This is a genomic window from Ureibacillus manganicus DSM 26584 (assembly GCF_000772945.1).
GTDB classification, from domain to species: domain Bacteria; phylum Bacillota; class Bacilli; order Bacillales_A; family Planococcaceae; genus Ureibacillus; species Ureibacillus manganicus.
Map to the genome: position 1 here is coordinate 70,259 of NZ_JPVN01000017.1, position 19,709 is coordinate 89,967.

The 19,709-nt window shown below is 36.1% G+C and carries 20 protein-coding genes; 18 read left to right on the forward strand and 2 right to left on the reverse strand.

The genetic code is table 11. The features are described from left to right. Nucleotides 1-94 precede the first annotated feature (94 nt). Nucleotides 95-1,054, reverse strand: a complete 960-nt coding sequence (locus CD29_RS13895) for a 2-hydroxyacid dehydrogenase (protein ID WP_036188026.1) — start codon at nucleotides 1,052-1,054, stop codon at nucleotides 95-97. A 248-nt stretch (nucleotides 1,055-1,302) separates the two neighbouring features. Here CD29_RS13895 and CD29_RS13900 point away from each other — a divergent pair, with 248 nt between their 5' ends. Further along, nucleotides 1,303-1,764, forward strand: a complete 462-nt coding sequence (locus CD29_RS13900) for a VanZ family protein (protein WP_036188028.1) — start codon at nucleotides 1,303-1,305, stop codon at nucleotides 1,762-1,764. 142 nt (nucleotides 1,765-1,906) lie between these two features. Here CD29_RS13900 and CD29_RS13905 read toward each other — a convergent pair whose 3' ends face one another. Further along, nucleotides 1,907-2,608, reverse strand: a complete 702-nt coding sequence (locus CD29_RS13905) for a hypothetical protein (protein ID WP_036188030.1) — start codon at nucleotides 2,606-2,608, stop codon at nucleotides 1,907-1,909. A 484-nt stretch (nucleotides 2,609-3,092) separates the two neighbouring features. Between CD29_RS13905 and CD29_RS13910 the strand changes: the two genes are divergently transcribed. The 17 genes from CD29_RS13910 (at nucleotide 3,093) to CD29_RS13980 (ending at nucleotide 19,514) form a co-directional block, all read left to right on the forward strand. Then, the gene (locus tag CD29_RS13910; RefSeq protein ID WP_052124173.1) at nucleotides 3,093-3,836 is read left to right on the forward strand and encodes a CpsD/CapB family tyrosine-protein kinase; all 744 of its coding nucleotides are present in this window, start codon (nucleotides 3,093-3,095) and stop codon (nucleotides 3,834-3,836) included. A 330-nt stretch (nucleotides 3,837-4,166) separates the two neighbouring features. Then, on the forward strand, nucleotides 4,167-4,322 hold the full coding sequence (locus CD29_RS20315; protein WP_156111896.1) for a hypothetical protein: 156 nt from the start codon (nucleotides 4,167-4,169) through the stop codon (nucleotides 4,320-4,322). 177 nt (nucleotides 4,323-4,499) lie between these two features. Then, nucleotides 4,500-5,222: a YveK family protein gene (locus CD29_RS13915; protein WP_036188031.1), complete on the forward strand. Its 723-nt coding sequence runs from the start codon at nucleotides 4,500-4,502 to the stop codon at nucleotides 5,220-5,222. A gap of 927 nt (nucleotides 5,223-6,149) precedes the next feature. Further along, nucleotides 6,150-7,109: a glycosyltransferase family 2 protein gene (locus CD29_RS13920; protein WP_036188033.1), complete on the forward strand. Its 960-nt coding sequence runs from the start codon at nucleotides 6,150-6,152 to the stop codon at nucleotides 7,107-7,109. Next, the gene (locus tag CD29_RS13925) at nucleotides 7,110-8,582 is read left to right on the forward strand and encodes a lipopolysaccharide biosynthesis protein (protein WP_036188036.1); all 1,473 of its coding nucleotides are present in this window, start codon (nucleotides 7,110-7,112) and stop codon (nucleotides 8,580-8,582) included. 32 nt (nucleotides 8,583-8,614) lie between these two features. Beyond that, complete coding sequence (gene rfbA, locus CD29_RS13930) at nucleotides 8,615-9,529, forward strand: glucose-1-phosphate thymidylyltransferase RfbA (RefSeq protein ID WP_052124174.1); 915 nt, start codon at nucleotides 8,615-8,617, stop codon at nucleotides 9,527-9,529. Continuing rightward, nucleotides 9,516-10,640, forward strand: a complete 1,125-nt coding sequence (gene rffA, locus CD29_RS13935) for a dTDP-4-amino-4,6-dideoxygalactose transaminase (RefSeq protein WP_036188039.1) — start codon at nucleotides 9,516-9,518, stop codon at nucleotides 10,638-10,640. Before rfbA ends, rffA begins: the two co-directional genes overlap by 14 nt. 40 nt (nucleotides 10,641-10,680) lie before the next feature. Continuing rightward, entirely contained in the window at nucleotides 10,681-11,358 is a 678-nt protein-coding gene (locus CD29_RS13940; RefSeq protein ID WP_036188092.1) for a sugar transferase, read from the forward strand. Nucleotides 11,359-11,402: 44 nt separating this feature from the next. Then, nucleotides 11,403-12,572, forward strand: coding sequence for an O-antigen ligase family protein (locus tag CD29_RS13945; RefSeq protein ID WP_036188042.1), 1,170 nt, complete (start codon nucleotides 11,403-11,405; stop codon nucleotides 12,570-12,572). 32 nt (nucleotides 12,573-12,604) lie between these two features. Further along, on the forward strand, nucleotides 12,605-12,751 hold the full coding sequence (locus tag CD29_RS20505) for a hypothetical protein (RefSeq protein WP_169716189.1): 147 nt from the start codon (nucleotides 12,605-12,607) through the stop codon (nucleotides 12,749-12,751). Further along, complete coding sequence (locus tag CD29_RS13950) at nucleotides 12,729-13,379, forward strand: WecB/TagA/CpsF family glycosyltransferase (RefSeq protein ID WP_169716190.1); 651 nt, start codon at nucleotides 12,729-12,731, stop codon at nucleotides 13,377-13,379. The genes CD29_RS20505 and CD29_RS13950 overlap by 23 nt, the downstream gene beginning before the upstream one ends. Nucleotides 13,380-13,522: 143 nt before the next feature. Then, nucleotides 13,523-14,551, forward strand: coding sequence for a glycosyltransferase family protein (locus tag CD29_RS13955; protein WP_140422914.1), 1,029 nt, complete (start codon nucleotides 13,523-13,525; stop codon nucleotides 14,549-14,551). Nucleotides 14,552-14,591: 40 nt separating this feature from the next. Further along, the gene (locus CD29_RS13960; protein ID WP_036188048.1) at nucleotides 14,592-15,923 is read left to right on the forward strand and encodes a nucleotide sugar dehydrogenase; all 1,332 of its coding nucleotides are present in this window, start codon (nucleotides 14,592-14,594) and stop codon (nucleotides 15,921-15,923) included. 38 nt (nucleotides 15,924-15,961) lie between these two features. Further along, complete coding sequence (locus tag CD29_RS13965) at nucleotides 15,962-16,948, forward strand: NAD-dependent epimerase/dehydratase family protein (protein ID WP_052124180.1); 987 nt, start codon at nucleotides 15,962-15,964, stop codon at nucleotides 16,946-16,948. 99 nt (nucleotides 16,949-17,047) lie between these two features. After that, nucleotides 17,048-18,037 carry a UDP-glucose 4-epimerase GalE gene (galE, locus tag CD29_RS13970; RefSeq protein WP_036188054.1) on the forward strand — a complete coding sequence of 330 codons (990 nt, stop codon included), beginning with the start codon at nucleotides 17,048-17,050 and terminating at the stop codon, nucleotides 18,035-18,037. A 93-nt stretch (nucleotides 18,038-18,130) separates the two neighbouring features. After that, on the forward strand, nucleotides 18,131-18,865 hold the full coding sequence (locus CD29_RS13975) for a YveK family protein (RefSeq protein WP_052124177.1): 735 nt from the start codon (nucleotides 18,131-18,133) through the stop codon (nucleotides 18,863-18,865). Between the two features lie 4 nt (nucleotides 18,866-18,869). After that, nucleotides 18,870-19,514: a CpsD/CapB family tyrosine-protein kinase gene (locus tag CD29_RS13980; protein ID WP_235801842.1), complete on the forward strand. Its 645-nt coding sequence runs from the start codon at nucleotides 18,870-18,872 to the stop codon at nucleotides 19,512-19,514. Nucleotides 19,515-19,709 lie beyond the last annotated feature (195 nt).

Below are 19,709 nucleotides of genomic sequence, written 5' to 3' on the forward strand. Positions count from 1 at the left end.
ATTTATTCATCTTAATTAATATAGGCAAAATAGTGATAAAGTATAATCGTATAATTTTGTCAAAGGTGTGGGTAGAGCGTATTATTGTAAGTTACTATTTTATCAAGTTCGGTGGCACCTCGCCCAGCAATCCTGCAACCAAATTCCTCGCACCCAACATCGCCATTTTCATTCTAGTTTCATAAACAGCTGAGCCGATATGTGGCAATGTCACAACATTTTTCAATGCTAGTAAAGAGTGATCTGGTTGAACAGGTTCTTGAACAAAAACATCTAGACCAGCAGCTAATATTTCACCTGTTTTCAATGCATCTACCAACGCAACCTCATCTACCGTTTTACCTCTGGACCCATTGATGAAAATAGCAGTGTTTTTCATTAACTCAAACTCTCTTTTTCCAATTAAGTTTTCAGTAGCAGGAGTTAATGGAGTCATTAGGCAAACATAGTCTGATTTTTGTAGTAGTTCGTCAAGTGAGCAGTAAGTTGCCCCGTATTCAAATTCAGCGTGTTCATTTCTTGAACGATTATGGTAGAAAATTGGCATATCAAAGCCAAAGTGTGCTCTTTTTGCAATTGCGTTTCCGACACCACCCATTCCGATAATGCCTAATGTTTTATGATGGACATCCACTCCATAAAATTCTTCGCCAATCATTGATTTCCACTGGCCATTCTTGACCAGTTGATCCATTTCAGGGATTCTTCTAGCCGTTGCTAATAATAAGCCAAAGATTGTATCTGCAACGGTGTCATTCAAAACATCTGGTGTGTTGGTTGCCATAATCCCACGAGCTGAAAGTTCCTCAATATCCAGATTGTCGTAACCAACTGAAGTGTTGCAAACAATTTTTAACTGAGGTGCTTGGTCTAATAGCTCTTTATTCACTTTTAATCCTGAACCTAGTATTCCGTGAGCGTCTTTCAACTCCTTTAGGAATGTAGGGTACGTTTCAGAATCTAGTTTGTCGAAGGATACAACATCGCATGTTAGTTGGATAAACTCTAGTACCTTGGAATCTACTTTTTTATAAACAATTGCTTTTGGTTTCATTGTTGAATTCCTTTCACTTGTACTCGGGGAAAATTCTAAAATTCATTATCTAGAATTTTCTCAATATTAAACAGTTTACCATTAAGTGGGATAAGGGGACAGGTACTTTTCCTAGTAATTTCAAGGGAAGGGAACAAGTAATCCGTTATAAACGTTAGAGGTATAAAGGTTGCAATTCATAATGATGTATAGTAAAAAAGTAATAGAGAATCATGTGGATTTGTAAATAATCATTTGGAGTTGTGTTAATGAAGAAAAAGATTGCAATAATTGTAGTTGTGTTTTGGATGATAGTAATCTTTTGTTTATCACACCAACCTGCAAATGCGTCCAATGAATTGAGTAAATGGATTGCTCATATTTTAGCACAGAATGTGGATTTGGTTACAAGCAGAGAAGATTTCAATTTAACAAGCTTCAACAGTCTTATTCGAAATTATGCCCATTTTTTACTGTATTTTGTTCTAGGAATCATTGTGGTTACTACATTGAAAAAAATGGGGGTCACAGGAGTAAAAGGTATTTTGTTATCCCTTCTAATTTGTGTCGTTTTTGCAATTACGGATGAATGGCATCAACTTTACGTCCCTGGGCGAGGCACTGAGTTAAAAGATGTTTTAACTGATAGCGCGGGGGCAATTACAGGAATAACAGTTACAGTAGGTATTGCTTGGTTAGTAAGAAATATTAGAGTCGCAAGTGTCAAATAGTGTCCCATCAAGCTTTTCTGGACATATTTGGCGCTTATTTTTTTTGAAAGGCATCAACCATTAATCCTTGCTATTGAATTTCATGTTTGCCTACTAGGTGCACAAAATATCATGTACCTGGTATATAGTTTCCCTAGCAAACTTAGGAAGATGTTTTATCGTTTTTCTTCAAGACATAATTCACCGCAGTGAAAACACCTTTTAACCATATGTAAAAGTCCTCTAATTTATCGATTAAGCTATATAAAACTTCGATTTCTTGTTTTGCTTGGTATTGTGCAATGGCTCTATGAATTGTTTGAAAGGCTTGCAATTGTGTTTGGTCAAAGTAAGAATGTATTGAAAGCTCGCTTTGAGTTATCTCTTTTTCGATTAATGAATAAAGCTCTCTGGTTGAAAGTATGCTCGTGGCAAGGTAGTAAAGATGTTTTTTTGAGATCTTCGTTTCATCAAAGATGACTTCGTCTAATCCGTTAATGATTTGGCTCCGTTGTATTGAGTCCATCCATAATTCTAGTTTTGGAGTATACACGTCCTTAAACAGTTCCTCTAGTTGAACGGTCATGTTATAAGAATCCTTTGTAGTAACTTCATATCGCAAAACTAAATAATCATGCTGCATAGAAAGTTGCTCGTAAATGGGCATCCATGATTGTAAAAACTGTTTTAAGGTTTCTGCTGAAGCTTCATTTTTAACAATTTCAACATAATACAACTCGTAATCTATTCCATCGAAAAGCTCCTCATCCCATTGCCAAGTTAAATGTAACCCGAGATTTTTTTCTAATACTTTTGCAAAAACTTCCTTTAAATTAACTTTAGTTAACTGATTCATGATCTCCAACTGTAAAACCCTCCCAACTTTCTAATCTCATAAAATTTAGTATTACTACTATTTTAATAGATTGTAGATAAAAATTGAATATGTTGGTTTTGAAATTGGCATTCATATAAAACTAGAGAAAAGGTAAGGAGTTACTAGAAATTTTATCTAAATAATAATAGAAAATACTACTTAACGGCATTAGATCGTTAAGTAGTATTTTTATTTTCTACATATTTAACTCATTGGAAAGTTTCTATAACTTTGAGAATCAGAATCTTATCTTAAAAGGGTACAAAGATGGACATAGGATATCAAAATATACTCATTTAGTACTGTTCATTTTCAAATATTTGTCGAATAGTAGAGTTATTTGTATTAGGAAAATAGTTTTATTTTCTGTCATAATTTACTAAAATTAGGAAAAGGTGAAAAATGTGAAACTTATGTGAATTTGTATTAAATCAATATTTTCTTAATATTGTACTCGGATAGGAGGAGAAGTATGAATAGTAAAAGTAAGACGAAGGGTCCAACCAGTGGAAGAAAGTTAATTACTGTGACTAAGCCACAACACATTATTTCTGAGCAATTCCGAACAATCCGTACAAATCTTTCATTTTCAATGCCAGATCGGGATTTGAGAACGTTGCTAATTACATCCTCTGTTCCAGGAGAAGGAAAATCTACTAATGCAGCAAACATTGCTGTTGTTTTTGCCCAAGAGGGGAAGCGGGTATTATTAATTGACGCGGATATGCGTAAACCGACTCTCCATTATACATTCCCTATGCCGAATTCCCAGGGTCTATCAACGATTTTAACGAAGCAGCACGAATACATTGAGGCCATTGAAGTTACGTATGTGGAAGGGCTGTATATTATTCCAAGTGGTCCAATTCCTCCAAATCCAAGTGAATTATTGTCCTCAAGGAATATGGAATTATTTTTAGAAACGGTAATCCAAGAGTTTGATATTGTTATATTTGATGCACCACCTGTTTTATCTGTGTCTGATGCTCTTATTTTAGGGAATAAATGCGATGGTACTTTATTAATCGTTAACTCAGGAGCGGTTGATAAATCGGATGTCGTGAAAGCTAAAACCTCTTTACAATCTTCTCAGGCAAATATTCTTGGTGCTGTTTTAAATAACTTTAAGATACCAAATAGCAACTATTATTATGATAATTACGGATACGGGTATGGACATGGTGATAAAAAAGCTAAAAAAGTAAAGAAATTTTAGCGATAATCGTGTGAAAATAATATAAAACAATTAAATGTCGGTTTCTAAACGTATTTCCAATTGGATATGCGTTTTATTTTCTTTATGGCTAATATTTGAAATAATCTTCATTAGGGGTAATAGTAAAAAAATTTCATCATATTACTACAAACACAGTGACTTTTATACTTAAAGAATCGTATATTATTTTAGATTGATTTTAAGTGCATGTAAAAAGTAACAAACTTTGTTGTGAAATTTCTGTAAATTTAACCCAAATTACTTATTTTGTGGTATTATTATCATTGGTGTTTGTAATAATTATACAACATTCTAAGGGGAAATTTATTCATGCGAGACATACAGGAAGAATTTAAGAAAATTCTAGAATACGGTATTCGTCGTGGAAATGAAAACACCATCACAGTTCAGGAATTTGTGGATGAAATGGCGGATCAGTTGAGAGAATTAATGGAAAAGATGAATGGCCTAGATGAGGTACGATAATTTATTATTCTAATACATCTAAATCTAATCCGAGTATTATGCCCCACTTTGAAGGGGCTTTTTTTTATGGAAATAAATGAATTCTATTAATTGTATAAGACTGGTGAGAAATGGAAAAACTAGTCTAGTGAATATTGAATACAATTATAGATTTAGATCCAGAGAAAGGGTGGAATAATGGAACAACGTACAGTGACATTACAGGAAATTTTAGCGCTTCTTAAAAAGCGTTTTATATTGATTGTAAGTTTAACAGTTTTAGCGGGACTAGTAGTTGGAATGTTTAGTTATTTTTGGCTTACACCTGTTTACCAGGCACAAACGCAAATTCTAGTAAATCAGAAAAGTACGCCGCAGGATGCATTCAGATGGCGAGAGATGATTGAAACGGATATTCAATTGATCAATACGTATAATGTGATCATAAAAAGTCCAGTTATTTTAGAAAGAGTGATTGAAGAGTTAGATTTAAAGACAACTCCCGAAAAACTTACATCACAAATTATTGTTACTTCACAAAATCAATCGAGAGTGTTGAATGTAAGAGTACAAGATGCTAATCCTAGCCAAGCCGTAATAATTGTTAATACGATTGCAAACGTATTTAAAAAAGAAATCCCGAAGTTGTTACATGTAGATAATATAAATATACTTTCTGTTGCGGAATTATCGGCTAATCCAAATCCGTTGAAGCCAAATAAGACGTTGAATGTAGCTATTGGGGCGACTATTGGACTGATGGTAGCAATTTTTCTAGCATTTCTATTAGAATACTTGGATAATCGTGTGAAAGATGAGGATGATGTGGAAGAACTGTTGGAAATTCCGGTTATGGGAACAGTAGGTGTGATCGTATTGCCACGGGGGATTAGTAAAAAGAAAAGAAAGAGAAAGTTATAGAAGTGAAAGCGTCGGTTTAAAATTGTTATTAGAAAGTAAGCGAGAGTTATTGGAAAAATTGAAGCAGTTATTAGAAAAAACACGAGAGTTATTAGAAAAATTGAAGTAGTTATTAGAAAAAAGTCGATAGATATTAGAACGTTATATGAAAATGACCTGTTTTAAAAGAGTTATTAGAAAAAAACACGTGAGTTATTAGAAAAAATGAAGTAGTTATTAGAAAAAATGAAGCAGTTATTAGAAAAAGTCGATAGATATTAGAACGTTGTATGAAAATGGCCAGATTTCAAATAGTTATTAGAAAAACAAGAGAGTTATTAGAAATATTGAAGTAGTTATTAGAAAAAACACGAGAGTTATTAGAAAAATTGAAGTAGTTATTAGAAAAAGTCGAGAGATATTAGAACGCCGTATGAAAATGGCCAGATTTTAAAGAGTTATTAGAAAAAACACGAGAGTTATTAGAAAAATTGAAGTAGTTATTAGAAAAAAGTCGATAGATATTAGAACATTACTACAAAATGGCATGTTACAACAGCAAGTTTACCCCTATCCTCCAATCGCATTTCAAGTGCGATTTTTTCATTTTTCATCACAAATTACCTTTAAAAGAGTCTGTCATAAATATAAAACCTCTATCCTATGATGAACTAGGGCAAAATAATATTACTTACTCGGTAATTCTGTTTCTAAAGTTCTATGTAAACACCCATTTTTTTACATTAACTCTTACTAAATTCACCAAAATAGTTATAAGTCAAAAGAATACAGAAAACTTATCCGACATAGAATACAAAGAAATTTGAAATGCTATTTAGTGTAAACTTTTGGCAAAGTTGTTTAGTTGAGAAACGACTTAGTTTGATCTTATTTTCAAAAGGATGGGGAAATGTCCCCACCTATAATACTAAAATAGGAGAGTCGAATTTGAATGACATCTTAGTAAGTATCAACTGTATTACTTATAATCAAGAGCACTATATTCGGGATGCAATTGAGAGTTTCCTAATGCAGAAAACGAATTTTAAGTATGAGATCTTAATTCACGATGATGCCTCAACGGATCGAACGCCAGAGATTATTAGGGAGTATGAGCATAAGTACCCAGATATTATTAAGCCTATTTATCAGACGGAAAATCAGTATTCTAAAAAAGTTCAGGTAGACAAACTGAACATTGAACGTGCGAGAGGTAAGTATATTGCGGTTTGTGAGGGCGATGATTATTGGATAGATCCAACGAAATTGCAGAAACAAGTCGATTTCATGGAGAGTCATCCAGATTGTAGTTTATGTATTCATGCGGGGTACATAGTGTCTGCCAAAGAGAAAAAGATACTAAGAAAAAATCGCCCAAGCAAAACTAGTCGTTATATGAGTGTGGAGGAAATTATTAAACTAGGTGGGGACTTTTGCGTAACAAGTGCGATGTTCTATCGTACGGAGTTAGATCGTACAAGACCTGCATTCTTTCAGCACTTACCCGATATTACTGATTATCACCTTGGCATCAATCTAGCTTTACAAGGTTCAGTCTATTATATGGATGAATTTCTATCGGTTTACAGAAGAGGGGATCAAGGTTCTTGGACGATTCGAAATATGAGTACATTCAACAGAAAACGTCAGCATAATGAAAAGCTTGCAAGAATGCTAGATGACATCAATCAATATACCAATTTCACATACGATAAAGTCATCGAAAAGACGAAAAAAAATAATGAAGTTACCCTGCTGTTAGAAGAAAGAAAGTTTAATGAAGCGAAATCCGGTGTATATAAAGAGATCTATGCCAATTTTGGAATGAAAAAGAAGATCATTATTACTTTAGATAAATATGTGCCATCAATTGCTAACTACTTAAGATCTTCTAAAAGGGGATATTAGATGGGTTATCACTATGAAATAACAAAGTCTAAAGTTATTTCATCTCTCCTTTGGAAAATTGGAGAAAGATTAGGTACACAGGGGACGCAATTGCTCGTCATTATCATACTTGCGCGGCTACTGCTTCCAGAAGAATTTGGCTTGATTGTCATTGTTACGGTTTTTATTACTATTGGAGGATATGTTGTTGATAGCGGGTTTGCTGAAGCGCTCATCCAGAAAAAAGATGCAGATGAAATAGATTTTTCCTCTGTTTTCTATCTTAATCTATTTACTGCAAGTATCCTTTATCTCGTATTTTTCTTCAGTGCACCTTCCATTGCTGCGTTTTTCAATGAAAGTCAGTTAACGGTGATTTTGCGAGTTTTATCGATTTCCTTGTTTTTTAACGCTTTTAATTCAGTGCAATTGGCTGTGATCTCGCGTCATATGCAGCATAAGAAACTGTTCACTAGTAGTTTTACGGCCATTTTAACGGCTGGTACTATTGGAATCACATTAGCCATATTGGATTTTGAGATTTGGGCATTGGTAACACATACATTAGTCCATCGATTATTAGTGACGGTAATTTTATGGTTCACCGTAAAATGGCGACCGAAGTTTATATTTTCAATCAAGAAACTAAAGAAATTATTTTCCTATGGATGGAAACTACTATTTTCGACAGTTCTATACACGTTTTATCTTCAATTACATAATTTGCTCATTGGTAAAATTTTTAGCCCTTCAATATTAGGCTTTTATAACAGGGGTATGCAATTCCCAAACATAATCGTTGATAACATAAATGGTTCTATTCAGACTGTATTATTTCCAGCGTTATCTGCTGAACAAGAAAATTTAGCAAAAATGAAAGAAATGCTAAATCGATTGGTTGTATTAAGTTCTTTTATAATATTTCCAATGATGGTTGGATTAGCTGTGATCACTGAGCCGTTAGTATCATTTCTATTAACTGATAAGTGGTTACCCACGGTTCCGCTTATGCAATTGTTTTGTGCTTATTATGCATTATGGGCGATTGATATTTCGAATTTACAGGTCATTAAAGCGATGGGGAGAAGTGACTTATATTTAAAATTAGAAATCTTTAAATTTGTCATGGGTCTCATTTTATTATTGGTTGGGTTGCCGTTTGGTGTTTATGTCCTGGCCATGGGTATGTTCGCTACAGAACTGCTTGGAACAATAGCTAGTGGAGTTGTCGTATCTAAATTACTGAAGTTTAACATTTGGAAGCAATGGAAAAGTGTTATCCCTGTCCTACTTGTTTCCATTGGGATGGGATGCGTAGTGTACAGCGAAAAATTTCTCGGTTTGCCGAATAGCTTGACATTAGTTGTACAAGTAATTACAGGTGTTGTAGTGTACCTTGTACTTGCCAAGGTTTTCAAGTTAAGAAGTTTCACAGATTTAATGTCTATTCTAAGGAATCGTAAAGAGCCGGAGATTGCGATGGAAGGTCAATAAGTAGACCACTTTATATTAGAGGGGAGTCTGAAGTGAAAGGGATTATTTTAGCTGGTGGTTCTGGAACGCGTCTATATCCATTGACGAAATCTGTTTCAAAACAGATGTTGCCTGTTTACGATAAGCCGATGATTTACTATCCATTGTCAGCACTCATGTTAGCAGGAATTCGGGAAATTTTAATCATCTCAACACCGAGAGATTTAGATCGATTCGAAGAACTGTTGGGTAATGGGCATCGGCTTGGTCTTGACATTCACTATCAAGTGCAGGATGAACCAAACGGGCTAGCTGAGGCATTTCTAATTGGAGAGGAATTTATAGGGGACTCACCAGTGGCACTTATCTTAGGGGACAATATTTTTTACGGATCCAACTTTGGAAATCTGCTCGCAGATGCATCGAACCTAACGACAGGGGCTTTAGTTTTCGGGTGTTATGTAAAAAACCCAAAAGCCTATGGTGTCATTGAAGTAGATGATGATCTGAATCCTATTTCTATCGAAGAAAAACCTCTCCATCCGAAATCTACTCTTGCGATTCCAGGGCTTTATTTCTTTGATCATCAAGTGGTGGAAATTGCGAAAACTGTGAAACCATCTGAGCGAGGGGAAAAAGAAATTACCTCTATTATAAATGAATATTTGCATCGGGGAGAATTGAAGTTTGAGTTGCTTGGAAGAGGACTTGCTTGGTTTGATACGGGAACACATGAGTCGTTGCTGGAAGCATCACAGTTTGTCGAAACCATTCAAAAAAGACAAGGGTTGTATATTGCTTGTATTGAGGAAATTGCATTTAGAAGAGGTTATATAACAAAAGATCAGTTACTTGAAGTGGCGGAACCTCTTATGAAAACGGATTATGGAAAATATTTAGTTGATGTTACGAAAAGTCGAAACGAAAAAATTAGAGATAAAGGAGCTTTCATGAGTGATTCCATTTAATTCCCCAAAGGTAACAGGCAAAGAACTGGAGTATATTCAGGATGTCATTGAACATCGTAAGCTCTCTGGGGATGGGAAATATACTAGGCTATGTCACGAGTGGATTGAAAATACGACAAAAACGATGAAAGCATTCTTAACTACCAATTGTACACATGCCCTTGAAATGGCTGCATTGCTTATAGAAATCGAGCCAGGGGATGAGGTGATTATGCCTTCATTTACGTTTACATCGACTGCAAATGCCTTTGTACTTAGAGGGGCAAAAATAGTTTTTGTTGATATTCGACCTGACACGATGAATATTGACGAAACGAAAATTGAAGCAGCGATTACTGATCGAACGAAGGCGATTGTTCCAGTTCACTATGGTGGAGTGGCTTGTGAAATGGATTGCATTATGGACATTGCAGAACGATTCGGATTATTTGTAGTTGAGGATGCTGCCCAAGGGTTAATGGGGATGTATAAAGGGAGAATGTTAGGAACAATCGGGCATTTCGGGACACTCAGTTTCCATGAAACGAAGAATTTTGTTTCTGGAGAAGGTGGATCATTACTTATTAATGATGAACGGTTCATCGATCGAGCAGAGATTATTCGCGAGAAAGGGACGAATCGAACCCAATATATGAATGGAAGAGTAGATAAGTACAATTGGCAAGATCTTGGTTCGTCTTATTTACCTAGTGAACTAATAGCGGCTTATTTATATGCCCAGTTCGAACATATCGAGGACATTCTAGATGCACGATTCCGTCTTTGGAACGAATACTATGAGTCTCTTTCAAGTTTAGAAGATGCCGGACTAATAGAATTACCGAAAGTGCCAGATGGATGTGTTCATAATGCTCACGTATTTTTTATTAAAGTGAAAGATCAATTGGAACGTTCTGCCCTAGTAAGTTTTATGAAAAATCAAGGATATCAGCTAACCTCTCATTATGTTCCATTGCATTCATCAGCAGGTGGCTTGAAATTCGCAAGATTTCATGGGGAGGAACGATATACGACAATTGAGAGTGATCGATTAGTAAGGTTGCCTTTGTATTCAGATTTAGGTTCAGTAGAATCAATATGTCGAGCAATTAGTGTATTTTTTAATAAATAGAAATCTATGGAAATGTGAGGGTTGGTGAATTACCGTGGGAATGTCTTCTTTACGAAAGCCGCCACATGAACAGGATGATATTCCATTCCAACCAATTGTTTCAAATATGAGTAAGACATATTTAATAAGTAAACGATGTACAGATTTAGTACTTACAATCATCGGACTTTTGCTATTAACTCCAGTATTTATCATCGTTGCAACTTGCATCAAAATCGAAGACGTAGAATCACCAATATTTTTTAGACAGGTCAGAGTCGGTAGAAATGGAAAAGTATTTACTATGTATAAATTTAGGTCGATGGTGAGTAACGCAGAAGAACTAAAAGGTCAGTTAATCATTCAAAATGAAGTACAAGGGCCTATTTTTAAAATAAAAGATGATCCAAGGGTTACAAAAGTTGGCAAAATTATTCGGAAAACGAGCATTGATGAGTTACCACAATTATATAATGTGTTAAAGGGTGAGATGAGTTTAGTTGGACCAAGACCGCCACTTCCACAGGAGGTCGCAACTTATTCTAGTTATGACTATCAACGATTGTCAATCACACCAGGCCTTACGTGTTATTGGCAAGTGCGAGGAAGAAGTTCTCTTGGGTTTAAAGATATGGTTGAACTTGATTTAAAATATCTTCGTGAAAGAAATTATTACGTAGATTTGAAATTAATCATTAAAACGGTATTTGTTTTATTTGGCTCTAAAAATGCATTCTAACATTTTTTCCTGATTCGTAATAGTGACAAAGTATGGTGATTTCAATGTTCGATCGATTAAAAGTAGAATATATGGTTTTCTATTTGCTTTGGCCAATCATTATTGTTCCTAAGCAGATTCAGATTGTATTTATTGGGTTCATTTTATTTATTTTACTTCGTCGAGGGAAGATCTATCTTGATGCAATAAGCTATTTTCTCATTTTTTATATCGTCGTTTATTTAATTTCGATTGTTTATAATTTGGTCCAATACTCTTATGATACTGAACGAACGTTAGCAACTTTAAATATGTTATGTATTTGGGTAATCGCGCTATTTTTCTATTTGTTATATAAGAGTGTTCAACTGGAACTTCATGAATTTAATCGTATCGCCTTTTTAAATTATTCTGTTTTGATTGGATTATGGGTTATTAGTTTTTTGCTTTCTTATTTATTAGGCCAGGATGAATTGCGCATCTTTGGCAAAGTTTTGTTTTATACGGAATGGTTTAGTGGAACCGATGTTTTACGGTTTGTCGGACTAATGGATTATGCCAATCTCATCGTACTGTTTTTTATGTTTTTCTATCCATTCTTTTGTATGTATGCCAATGGGTTTGAAAATAAATGGCTTGGGCGACTTGTTATTGTGGTAGGAACTTTGCCGATCATCAGTACTTATTCAAGAAGCGGCTATTTCATCATTATGTTGGGGTTGTTATTATTTGCACTTGCACATGTGATGAGTCGGTTAAGTATAGTTGTTCGGGGATTCGTTTATTGTTTTGTGATCACTACAGCGATTCTATGTATTTTTTACACGAACACGATCGATTACATTTCTATGATTTTCTTAGAAGTATACAATGCTCGTGAAGGAAGTAATGATAGTCGAACCTATTTGATGGCTGAAAGTATAAGAGTTGCTATGGATAGGTCGCCCTTAATCGGGATGGGGATTAAGACTGTATCAGAGTTAGGGTATCCATTAGGCTCACATTCTACTTTTGTCGGGTTTATTTATAAAACTGGGATTGTTGGATTTATTATTGGTACGGCAATGTTTATCGTTATTAGTGTTAAACTGCTTTTCTTGAAAATTGGTGGTTTGGGGAATTTAGTGAAATATTTTATGTTTGTCTTGCCTATTATTTTTTTGTTTGAAGATTTGGACGGGTCTAACTGGCTAATCGTACTATATTTTGTATTTCTTGCGCTTTTGTACAACTAGAACAATACAATGGAACGTACCGTAAAGGATGGATGAATGAATACATTTATCGACAAAGAATTGTTTCTAGGAACGATGAGCGAGATGGTGGATCTTGTAGTTTCAAATACGATAGCCAAGAAGAAGATGGCTTATTATGCCATAAATTCCGACTGCATGTTGAACTACTGGCGAGATGACGTCTACCAAGATATCATCAACCAGAAAGATTCCATTGTTTATGTGGATGGAATGGGCGTAATTTATGCGCAGAAACTGTTGAAGCTACCAGTTGCTAAAGAACGTATTGCTACGACCGATTTATTCCCAGCTTTATGTAACTATTTGAATGAGACGAAAAGTCCACTGCGGATTTTTTTGATAGGTGGTAGCGATGGCACTGCAGAAAATGTGATGGATCGTTTTTTTATCCAATATCCTAACGTACACATTGTAGGAACACATCATGGATACTTTGATAAGCGGTCAAGTTCAAAAGTAATCAAATACATTAATTCGCATAAGGTGGATATTTTGTTTGTCGGGTTTGGTAATCCGATTCAGGAAAAGTGGGTTCATCAACATTTTCATCGATTGCGAGTTTGTACATTTATCACTTGCGGTGGATTATTTGACTATTATGCAAACAATGTAAAAAGGGCGCCGCTGTTTATGCAAAAGATTGGATTAGAGTGGCTTTATCGGCTGGTGCAAGAGCCAAGACGGTTATTTAAGCGATATATTTTCGGGAATATAAAATATGTTTGGAAAGTTATGCGGATGAAACTTTCTAAAGCGTTACGCTCGAGCAAAGAGGGGAATTTATGAAGATAGAAGATGTTCATATTGTGATATTATCGAGTATAAAATGGGATTTCCTCTGGCAAAGGCATCAGATCATTGCGGAATACTTTTCTCAGTTTACCGATGTGACTTTTGTTGAGACAACAGGGCTACGGAACCCCAACTTTTTGAAATCTGTAGAAAGATTGTATCGTGGATTCACATTTAAAGGAAAAAAGAAACTCCAAAGAAAAAAAATAAATATCTTACCTCCAATTGTTGCACCTCCTACATTCAAGCTTTTCCGAACGATTAACCAACATATATTTACTCCAACTTTAGCTTCAAAAATCATTACTTACTCCAACAAACCGATTTTAGTTATCTCCTATTTACCTACGACTACTGCACATTATTTAATTGATGAATTAAATCCTATGGCGACTATTTATGACTGTGTATTAAATTTTGAAAATTTCCCTGGAATTCCAAAGGATATAGTTGCAACAGAAGATGCTTTGATTAGGCGAGCGGATTTATTGATCGTAGATTCAGGCTTTCTGATGAGAAAGCATCAAGACAAGGGAGTGGCGATGAAACAGATTCCGTCTGCGGTTGATTTTGAGAGATTCTATCAGGTGAGTGAGGGGTATAGAGCTAGCAGTGGCGCCTTAAGAGCAACCTATTTTGGTGGTATAGACCATTATCGAATCGATTGGGGGATCATTGAGCAGTTGTTGGCAGCTGGCGTCACAGTCGAGTTAATCGGTCCAGCACCTGATGGTATTCCGATTGAGCACGAATCCTTAATTTACAAGGGAACAGTGCCACATGATGAGCTCCCTCATGCGTTGAGAGATTGTGATGTGTTGATTTTGCCCTATAAAATTACTGAATTTACGAAAGGAACATATCCCGCGAAATTATTTGAATGCTTCGCAACAGGGAAACCAATAATCTCTACACCATTGCCTGATTTAATTTCTTATAGGCATTTAATTGGGATTGCGGAAACCCCTTCGTTATTTACTGAAAAAGTGCTGGTGGCTGGTAGAGAAGATGATGAAAATCGAAGGAATCGTAGAATCGAACTTGCTAGAGAAAATTCTTGGGAAGTTCGTTGTCATTCTTATCTAGAGGCAGTTGAGCAGGTGCTTCTTGAGACTTCATTAAACCAGCTAGTACAAGCTGGTTCGAGATCGAGGTTAATAGATTGATAGTTGTGACGGTAATTTTGAAGAATTATTCACGAACGGAGTGAGTGATGTGAAGGGTCAAGTTGCCATAGTTGGGTTTGGTTATATCGGATCAGTGATAGGTGCTGTCTTGGCAGATTCGGGATTTATGGTTTATGGAATAGAGAAAAATCCAGTGATTGTGGAACGTATGAAAAATAAAAAAACTCCTTTTAGAGAACCGGGATTGGATGAACTCATTCAAAAAACCGTTTCGGAAGAAAAATTATTCGTAACAAGAGACACCTCGGTTGTTCAAGGTTGTGAGACGGTGATTGTTACTGTTGGTACTCCGCTAGCAGAAGATTTTAGCGCGGATACGACTCAGATTGAAGAAGCGATTACATCTATTAAACCTTATTTGCAAAAAAATGCCCTTGTCTTGATTAAAAGTACGGTTCCCCCTTTTACAACTTGCGATTTAATCGCTCCACTCTTGAGTGAAATTGAAGGGGTGAAGATTGCTTTTTGTCCTGAGCGATTGGCAGAAGGAAATGCAATAAGAGAGTTTAAATCCATTCCGATTGTTGTCGGGGGAGTTGATGAACAAAGCTTAGAGGCAGCCGTAGATTTTTGGAAACAAGCGTTAGATACGGAGGTTATTGAGGTTTCTAGTGCAACAACAGCAGAGATGGTAAAGCTCTCAGACAATCTTTGGATTGATGTAAATATTGCTCTCGCTGGTGAATTGGCAAAATTGTCGGATCGTTTAAATATCGATGTGTTAGAAGTCATTGGAGCTGCAAATACGTTAGCAAAGGGTGCTAAGGGGCAAAACGTGAATATTTTAACGCCTTCTGTTGGGGTTGGGGGTTATTGTTTAACGAAGGACCCATGGTTTGTGCAGCATCTTGGCTACCAATACGATCTCGATTTACAATTGCCAAAAACTGGACGTTTGGTTAACGATAGTATGCCAATTTATTCTGCAGCATTGATTCACAATCACTTGGCTAAGCAATTCAGTGACCCAAGTCAAGCCAAGATTGCAGTGCTAGGAATAGCGTTCAAAAATAATACAGGCGATTGTCGATTCACTCCAACAAAGCCAGTAATTGATGAGCTCATTGGGCATGGATATAAGCTTAAGATTTGTGATCCGTGGACAACTGAAGCTGATGAGAGATTGGTAACGGATTTGCCAGTGAGTAAAAATATTGAAGAAACGATTAACGGGGCAGATTGTATTGCGTTTTTAGCTGGTCATAATGAATTTCACGCCCTTTCGATTGAACGAATGGCTGAATTAGCTAATGATGAGGCATTAATTTTTGACGGACGAAGGTTCTTTAAAAGGGATGACATTATGAAAATGCACGAACTGGATTTATTTTATAAAGGTGTGGGGCGGTAAAAAGGGAAGGTGGTGTTAAGTTGGAAAATTCTGTTGTGATGGTCACGGGTGGAGCGGGTTTTGTTGGAAGTCATTTAGTAGAATCTTTGCTTAACAATGGAAATAAAGTATACGTTTTTGACGTTATCCCCCTCGAGCAAGCGAGAAATTTGCATGAAGTGCGTAACCATGAAAATTTGCATTATTTTGTTGGAGATTTGAGGAAGCAAGAGGATATCGAACAATTTTGGCAGAAAGATGCTTCTGTAATTTTCCACCTTGCTTCTGTTGTGGGGATACGGCATTACATAGCAGATCCGCTAAGTTTAGTAGACATTGTTGTTATTGGCACTCGTCATATTTTAACTGCTGCCGCCAAATATAATACGAAGGTTGTTTTTTCAAGCACTAGTGAAATTTACGGAAAGAACCCTGAAGTGCCTTGGTCAGAGGAAAGCGATCGGGTGTTAGGTCCAACTTATGTGGATCGTTGGAGTTATGCAACTAGTAAAGCGGTGTGTGAACATATGCTCTACGGGATGAAAAAACAATGTGGTTTGCCGTTTGTCATTGTTCGTTTCTTTAATGTGTATGGCCCAAGACAAAATCCTGATTTTGTTGTTTCGCAAAGTATCTATAAGGCGATGCGCGGCGAACAGCCATTATTGTACGACGATGGTAAAACGACAAGATGCTTTACATTTGTAGAAGATATTGTGAGAGGGTTAATGCTTGTAGCGGGGAGTCCTGAAGCGAATGGGCAAGCTTTTAATTTAGGGAATTCGGTCGAAGTGAATATGCGCTATGTTATTGAAACGATACTCGAAAAGACCTGTAGTAAGAGCGGCTATCAAGAATTCAATACTGGCAAGGAGTACGGGAAACAATATGAGGATATTATCCGTCGCATCCCAAAAGTTGAAAAAGCTGAGGAAAGATTAGGTTGGCGAGCAGAGATCCAGCTTGAGGAAGGTCTATTACGTACGATTGACTGGGTCCGGGAAAATCAATGGTGGTTGGAGCAGGGAGAATCTGTCAAAGGGTAGGTTTGATTCGGTAGAAAAATGCTTTAATCGGCGCCTGGTTGGTAATCTGAATTGATTCAGTCACAATGAAAATCTATTCCAAACATAAAGGAGATGCCAATGATCCTCGTTGCGGGTGGTGCAGGATATATAGGAAGTCATCTTGTGAAAGAATTGGTGAAGAAAGAGAAAGTCATTGTTATAGATAATCTTTCAACAGGTCATCAAAAAATGGTTGATGAGAATGCGGTTTTTGTTAAGGGGGATATTGGAGATAAATCTTTTCTGGAAGAAATATTTGCTTCATTTCCTATTAAAGCAGTTATGCATTTTGCAGCAAATAGTTTAGTAGGCGAATCTGTTCTCCATCCGAAAAAATACTACGAAAATAACGTAGGTTCCACTATGACACTCTTACACGTTATGTTGAAATATGGAGTGAAACATCTAATTTTTTCATCCACTGCAGCTACTTATGGCATACCTACCGCGGGAATCATTGATGAAACTCATCCAACCCTACCAATTACCCCTTATGGACAATCGAAGCTAATGGTTGAACAAATTATACAGGATTATGCAAAAGCCTATGATCTTCGGTTTGTGAGTTTTCGATATTTTAATGCAGCTGGTGCTCATGATTCGGGCGAAATTGGGGAACTTCATTCACCTGAGACGCATTTAATTCCAATTGTGTTACAGCATTTAGCAGGGGTAAGAAAGAAGGTATCAATTTTTGGAGATGACTACGACACCCCTGATGGTACCTGCATGCGTGATTATATACATGTGACAGATATCGCTAATGCTCATATTCTAGCATTAGAATCTCTATTAGAAGGAAACCGAGCTACAGCAATTTATAATTTAGGAAATGGACAGGGGTATTCTGTGAAAGAAATTATTGAGACATGTGAAAGGCTCACGGGAGTTAAAGCGAATGTAGATGTTTTTGAACGACGTAATGGAGATCCTGCTAGATTAGTTGCATCGTCAAAAAAGATAGAGCAAGAGTTAGGATGGGTTCCAAAAAGAAATATAGAGCAAATCATAGTAAGTGCTTGGAAATGGCACCAACATCATAAAAGTTTAGGTACTACGATTCTATAATCGTATTCTCATAAAGGAATTTACTATCACATATATTAGGACATACATATTCTAAGAGTGTTTGTGTGTCAAATGTAGTAGGGGAGGGATAGTTTGGAAGTATATGAACTACTAAAGATTATTAAGAAACGACTGTTATTGATAATCAGTATTTTTATACTCATCGTCAGTGGAACAGCCGTTACTAATTTATTGATTCTCCCTGAAATCTTTGAAGCTCAAACACAAATTTTAGTGAATCAAAAACAACAAGTAATCGTTCCTGGTTATTTTGAAAATGATATTCAACTTATTGAAACATACAATGAAATTATAAAAAGTCCGGCCATTTTAGATATAGTTATAGCTAAATTAAATTTAAAAACAACAACGGAAGAACTTTCTGAGCAGGTAACGGTATTGAATAATGAGCGCTCGAAAGTTGTTACAATTATTTTGGAAGATCCTTCACCAAAACAAGCCGTGACGCTTGTGAATACGATTACAGAGACGTTTAAAGAAGAAACACCCTCACTGATGAATTTAGATAATGTCAATATTTTAGCAAGCGCTAAATTCTCAGAAGCGATGAAACCTGTGAAACCGAAGAAAGCTCTCAATATTGGAATATCAGCAGTTATTAGCATTTTCTTAGGGATTGGGTTTGCTTTATTGCTTGAGTATTTTGACTCAAGGGTGAGGAATGAAAGGGATATTGAAAAAGTAATCAATGCCCCAATTATTGGGTATGTCAGTCCTTTTTCTACTGGAATCCGAAAGAAACCGCGGGGAGGCAGGAAGAAGGTTGCTAAGGAGAAAAGAAGTCGATCCGTTACGAAGAAAACCTAAAAACTTGATCACATTATCGGAGAAAAATTCCTATATAGCAGAGCAATTTCGGACGATTCGAGCAAATATTAAATTTATTCAAGAAGAACAAAAATTTAAAACTGCTGTCATTACTTCCTCCATTCCAGGTGAAGGAAAGTCAACAAATGCTGCCAATATTGCAGTCGTGTTTGCGCAAGAAGGGAAAAAAGTACTTCTAATTGATGCTGATTTACGAAAACCAACAATGCATTATACATTTCGTTTACAAAATGAATTCGGGTTATCTAACATATTATCGGGACTTTCAAAGAGTAACTTCGGAATACAAGAAACATTAATTGATGGCCTTGACATATTAACTAGCGGTCCTATCCCCCATAATCCTGCAGAACTATTAGCATCAACTTATTTAGACATATTGCTTGAAGAAGTTCGCTCAAACTATCATATTATTATCTTTGACACACCGCCGATTTTAGCTGCCTCAGATGCCCAAATTCTTGCAAATAAATGCGATGGTACAATCCTCATTGCAAACATAGGATATGTGAAAAAGTGGGAACTTGAAAAAACAAATGCCAGTATTCATGCCTCAAAAGCAAATTTGCTCGGAATTATTTTGAATAACTACAAGCTCGCAAAGTCGAGCTATTATTATTATGAGTAAATGGTGAACCTGAATGTTGGATCCCACCTGAAAGTATGGGATCAAGATAAAGGTTTCATTGAGTGATGAGGACCTTTGATAGAGAAAATCGAGCAGAAAAGGTCTTCATAGGGTTGATGAAGACCTTTTGCGTCGGAAAATCGCCCAGAAAAGGTCTTCATAGGGTAGATGAAGACCTTTTGCGCTGGAGAATCG

Excerpts from the sequence above, each read along its gene's own strand:
- CD29_RS20315 (WP_156111896.1), top strand. The coding sequence starts at position 4,167 with ATGCGAGACATACAGGAAGAATTTAAGAAAATTCTAGAATACGGTATT.
- CD29_RS13925 (WP_036188036.1), top strand. The coding sequence starts at position 7,110 with ATGGGTTATCACTATGAAATAACAAAGTCTAAAGTTATTTCATCTCTC.
- CD29_RS13950 (WP_169716190.1), top strand. The coding sequence starts at position 12,729 with ATGTTGAACTACTGGCGAGATGACGTCTACCAAGATATCATCAACCAG.
- galE (WP_036188054.1), top strand. The coding sequence starts at position 17,048 with ATGATCCTCGTTGCGGGTGGTGCAGGATATATAGGAAGTCATCTTGTG.
- CD29_RS20505 (WP_169716189.1), top strand. The coding sequence starts at position 12,605 with ATGAATGAATACATTTATCGACAAAGAATTGTTTCTAGGAACGATGAG.
- CD29_RS13965 (WP_052124180.1), top strand. The coding sequence starts at position 15,962 with ATGGTCACGGGTGGAGCGGGTTTTGTTGGAAGTCATTTAGTAGAATCT.
- CD29_RS13915 (WP_036188031.1), top strand. The coding sequence starts at position 4,500 with ATGGAACAACGTACAGTGACATTACAGGAAATTTTAGCGCTTCTTAAA.
- CD29_RS13940 (WP_036188092.1), top strand. The coding sequence starts at position 10,681 with ATGTCTTCTTTACGAAAGCCGCCACATGAACAGGATGATATTCCATTC.
- CD29_RS13895 (WP_036188026.1), bottom strand. The coding sequence starts at position 1,054 with ATGAAACCAAAAGCAATTGTTTATAAAAAAGTAGATTCCAAGGTACTA.
- CD29_RS13910 (WP_052124173.1), top strand. The coding sequence starts at position 3,093 with ATGAATAGTAAAAGTAAGACGAAGGGTCCAACCAGTGGAAGAAAGTTA.
- CD29_RS13900 (WP_036188028.1), top strand. The coding sequence starts at position 1,303 with ATGAAGAAAAAGATTGCAATAATTGTAGTTGTGTTTTGGATGATAGTA.
- CD29_RS13945 (WP_036188042.1), top strand. The coding sequence starts at position 11,403 with ATGTTCGATCGATTAAAAGTAGAATATATGGTTTTCTATTTGCTTTGG.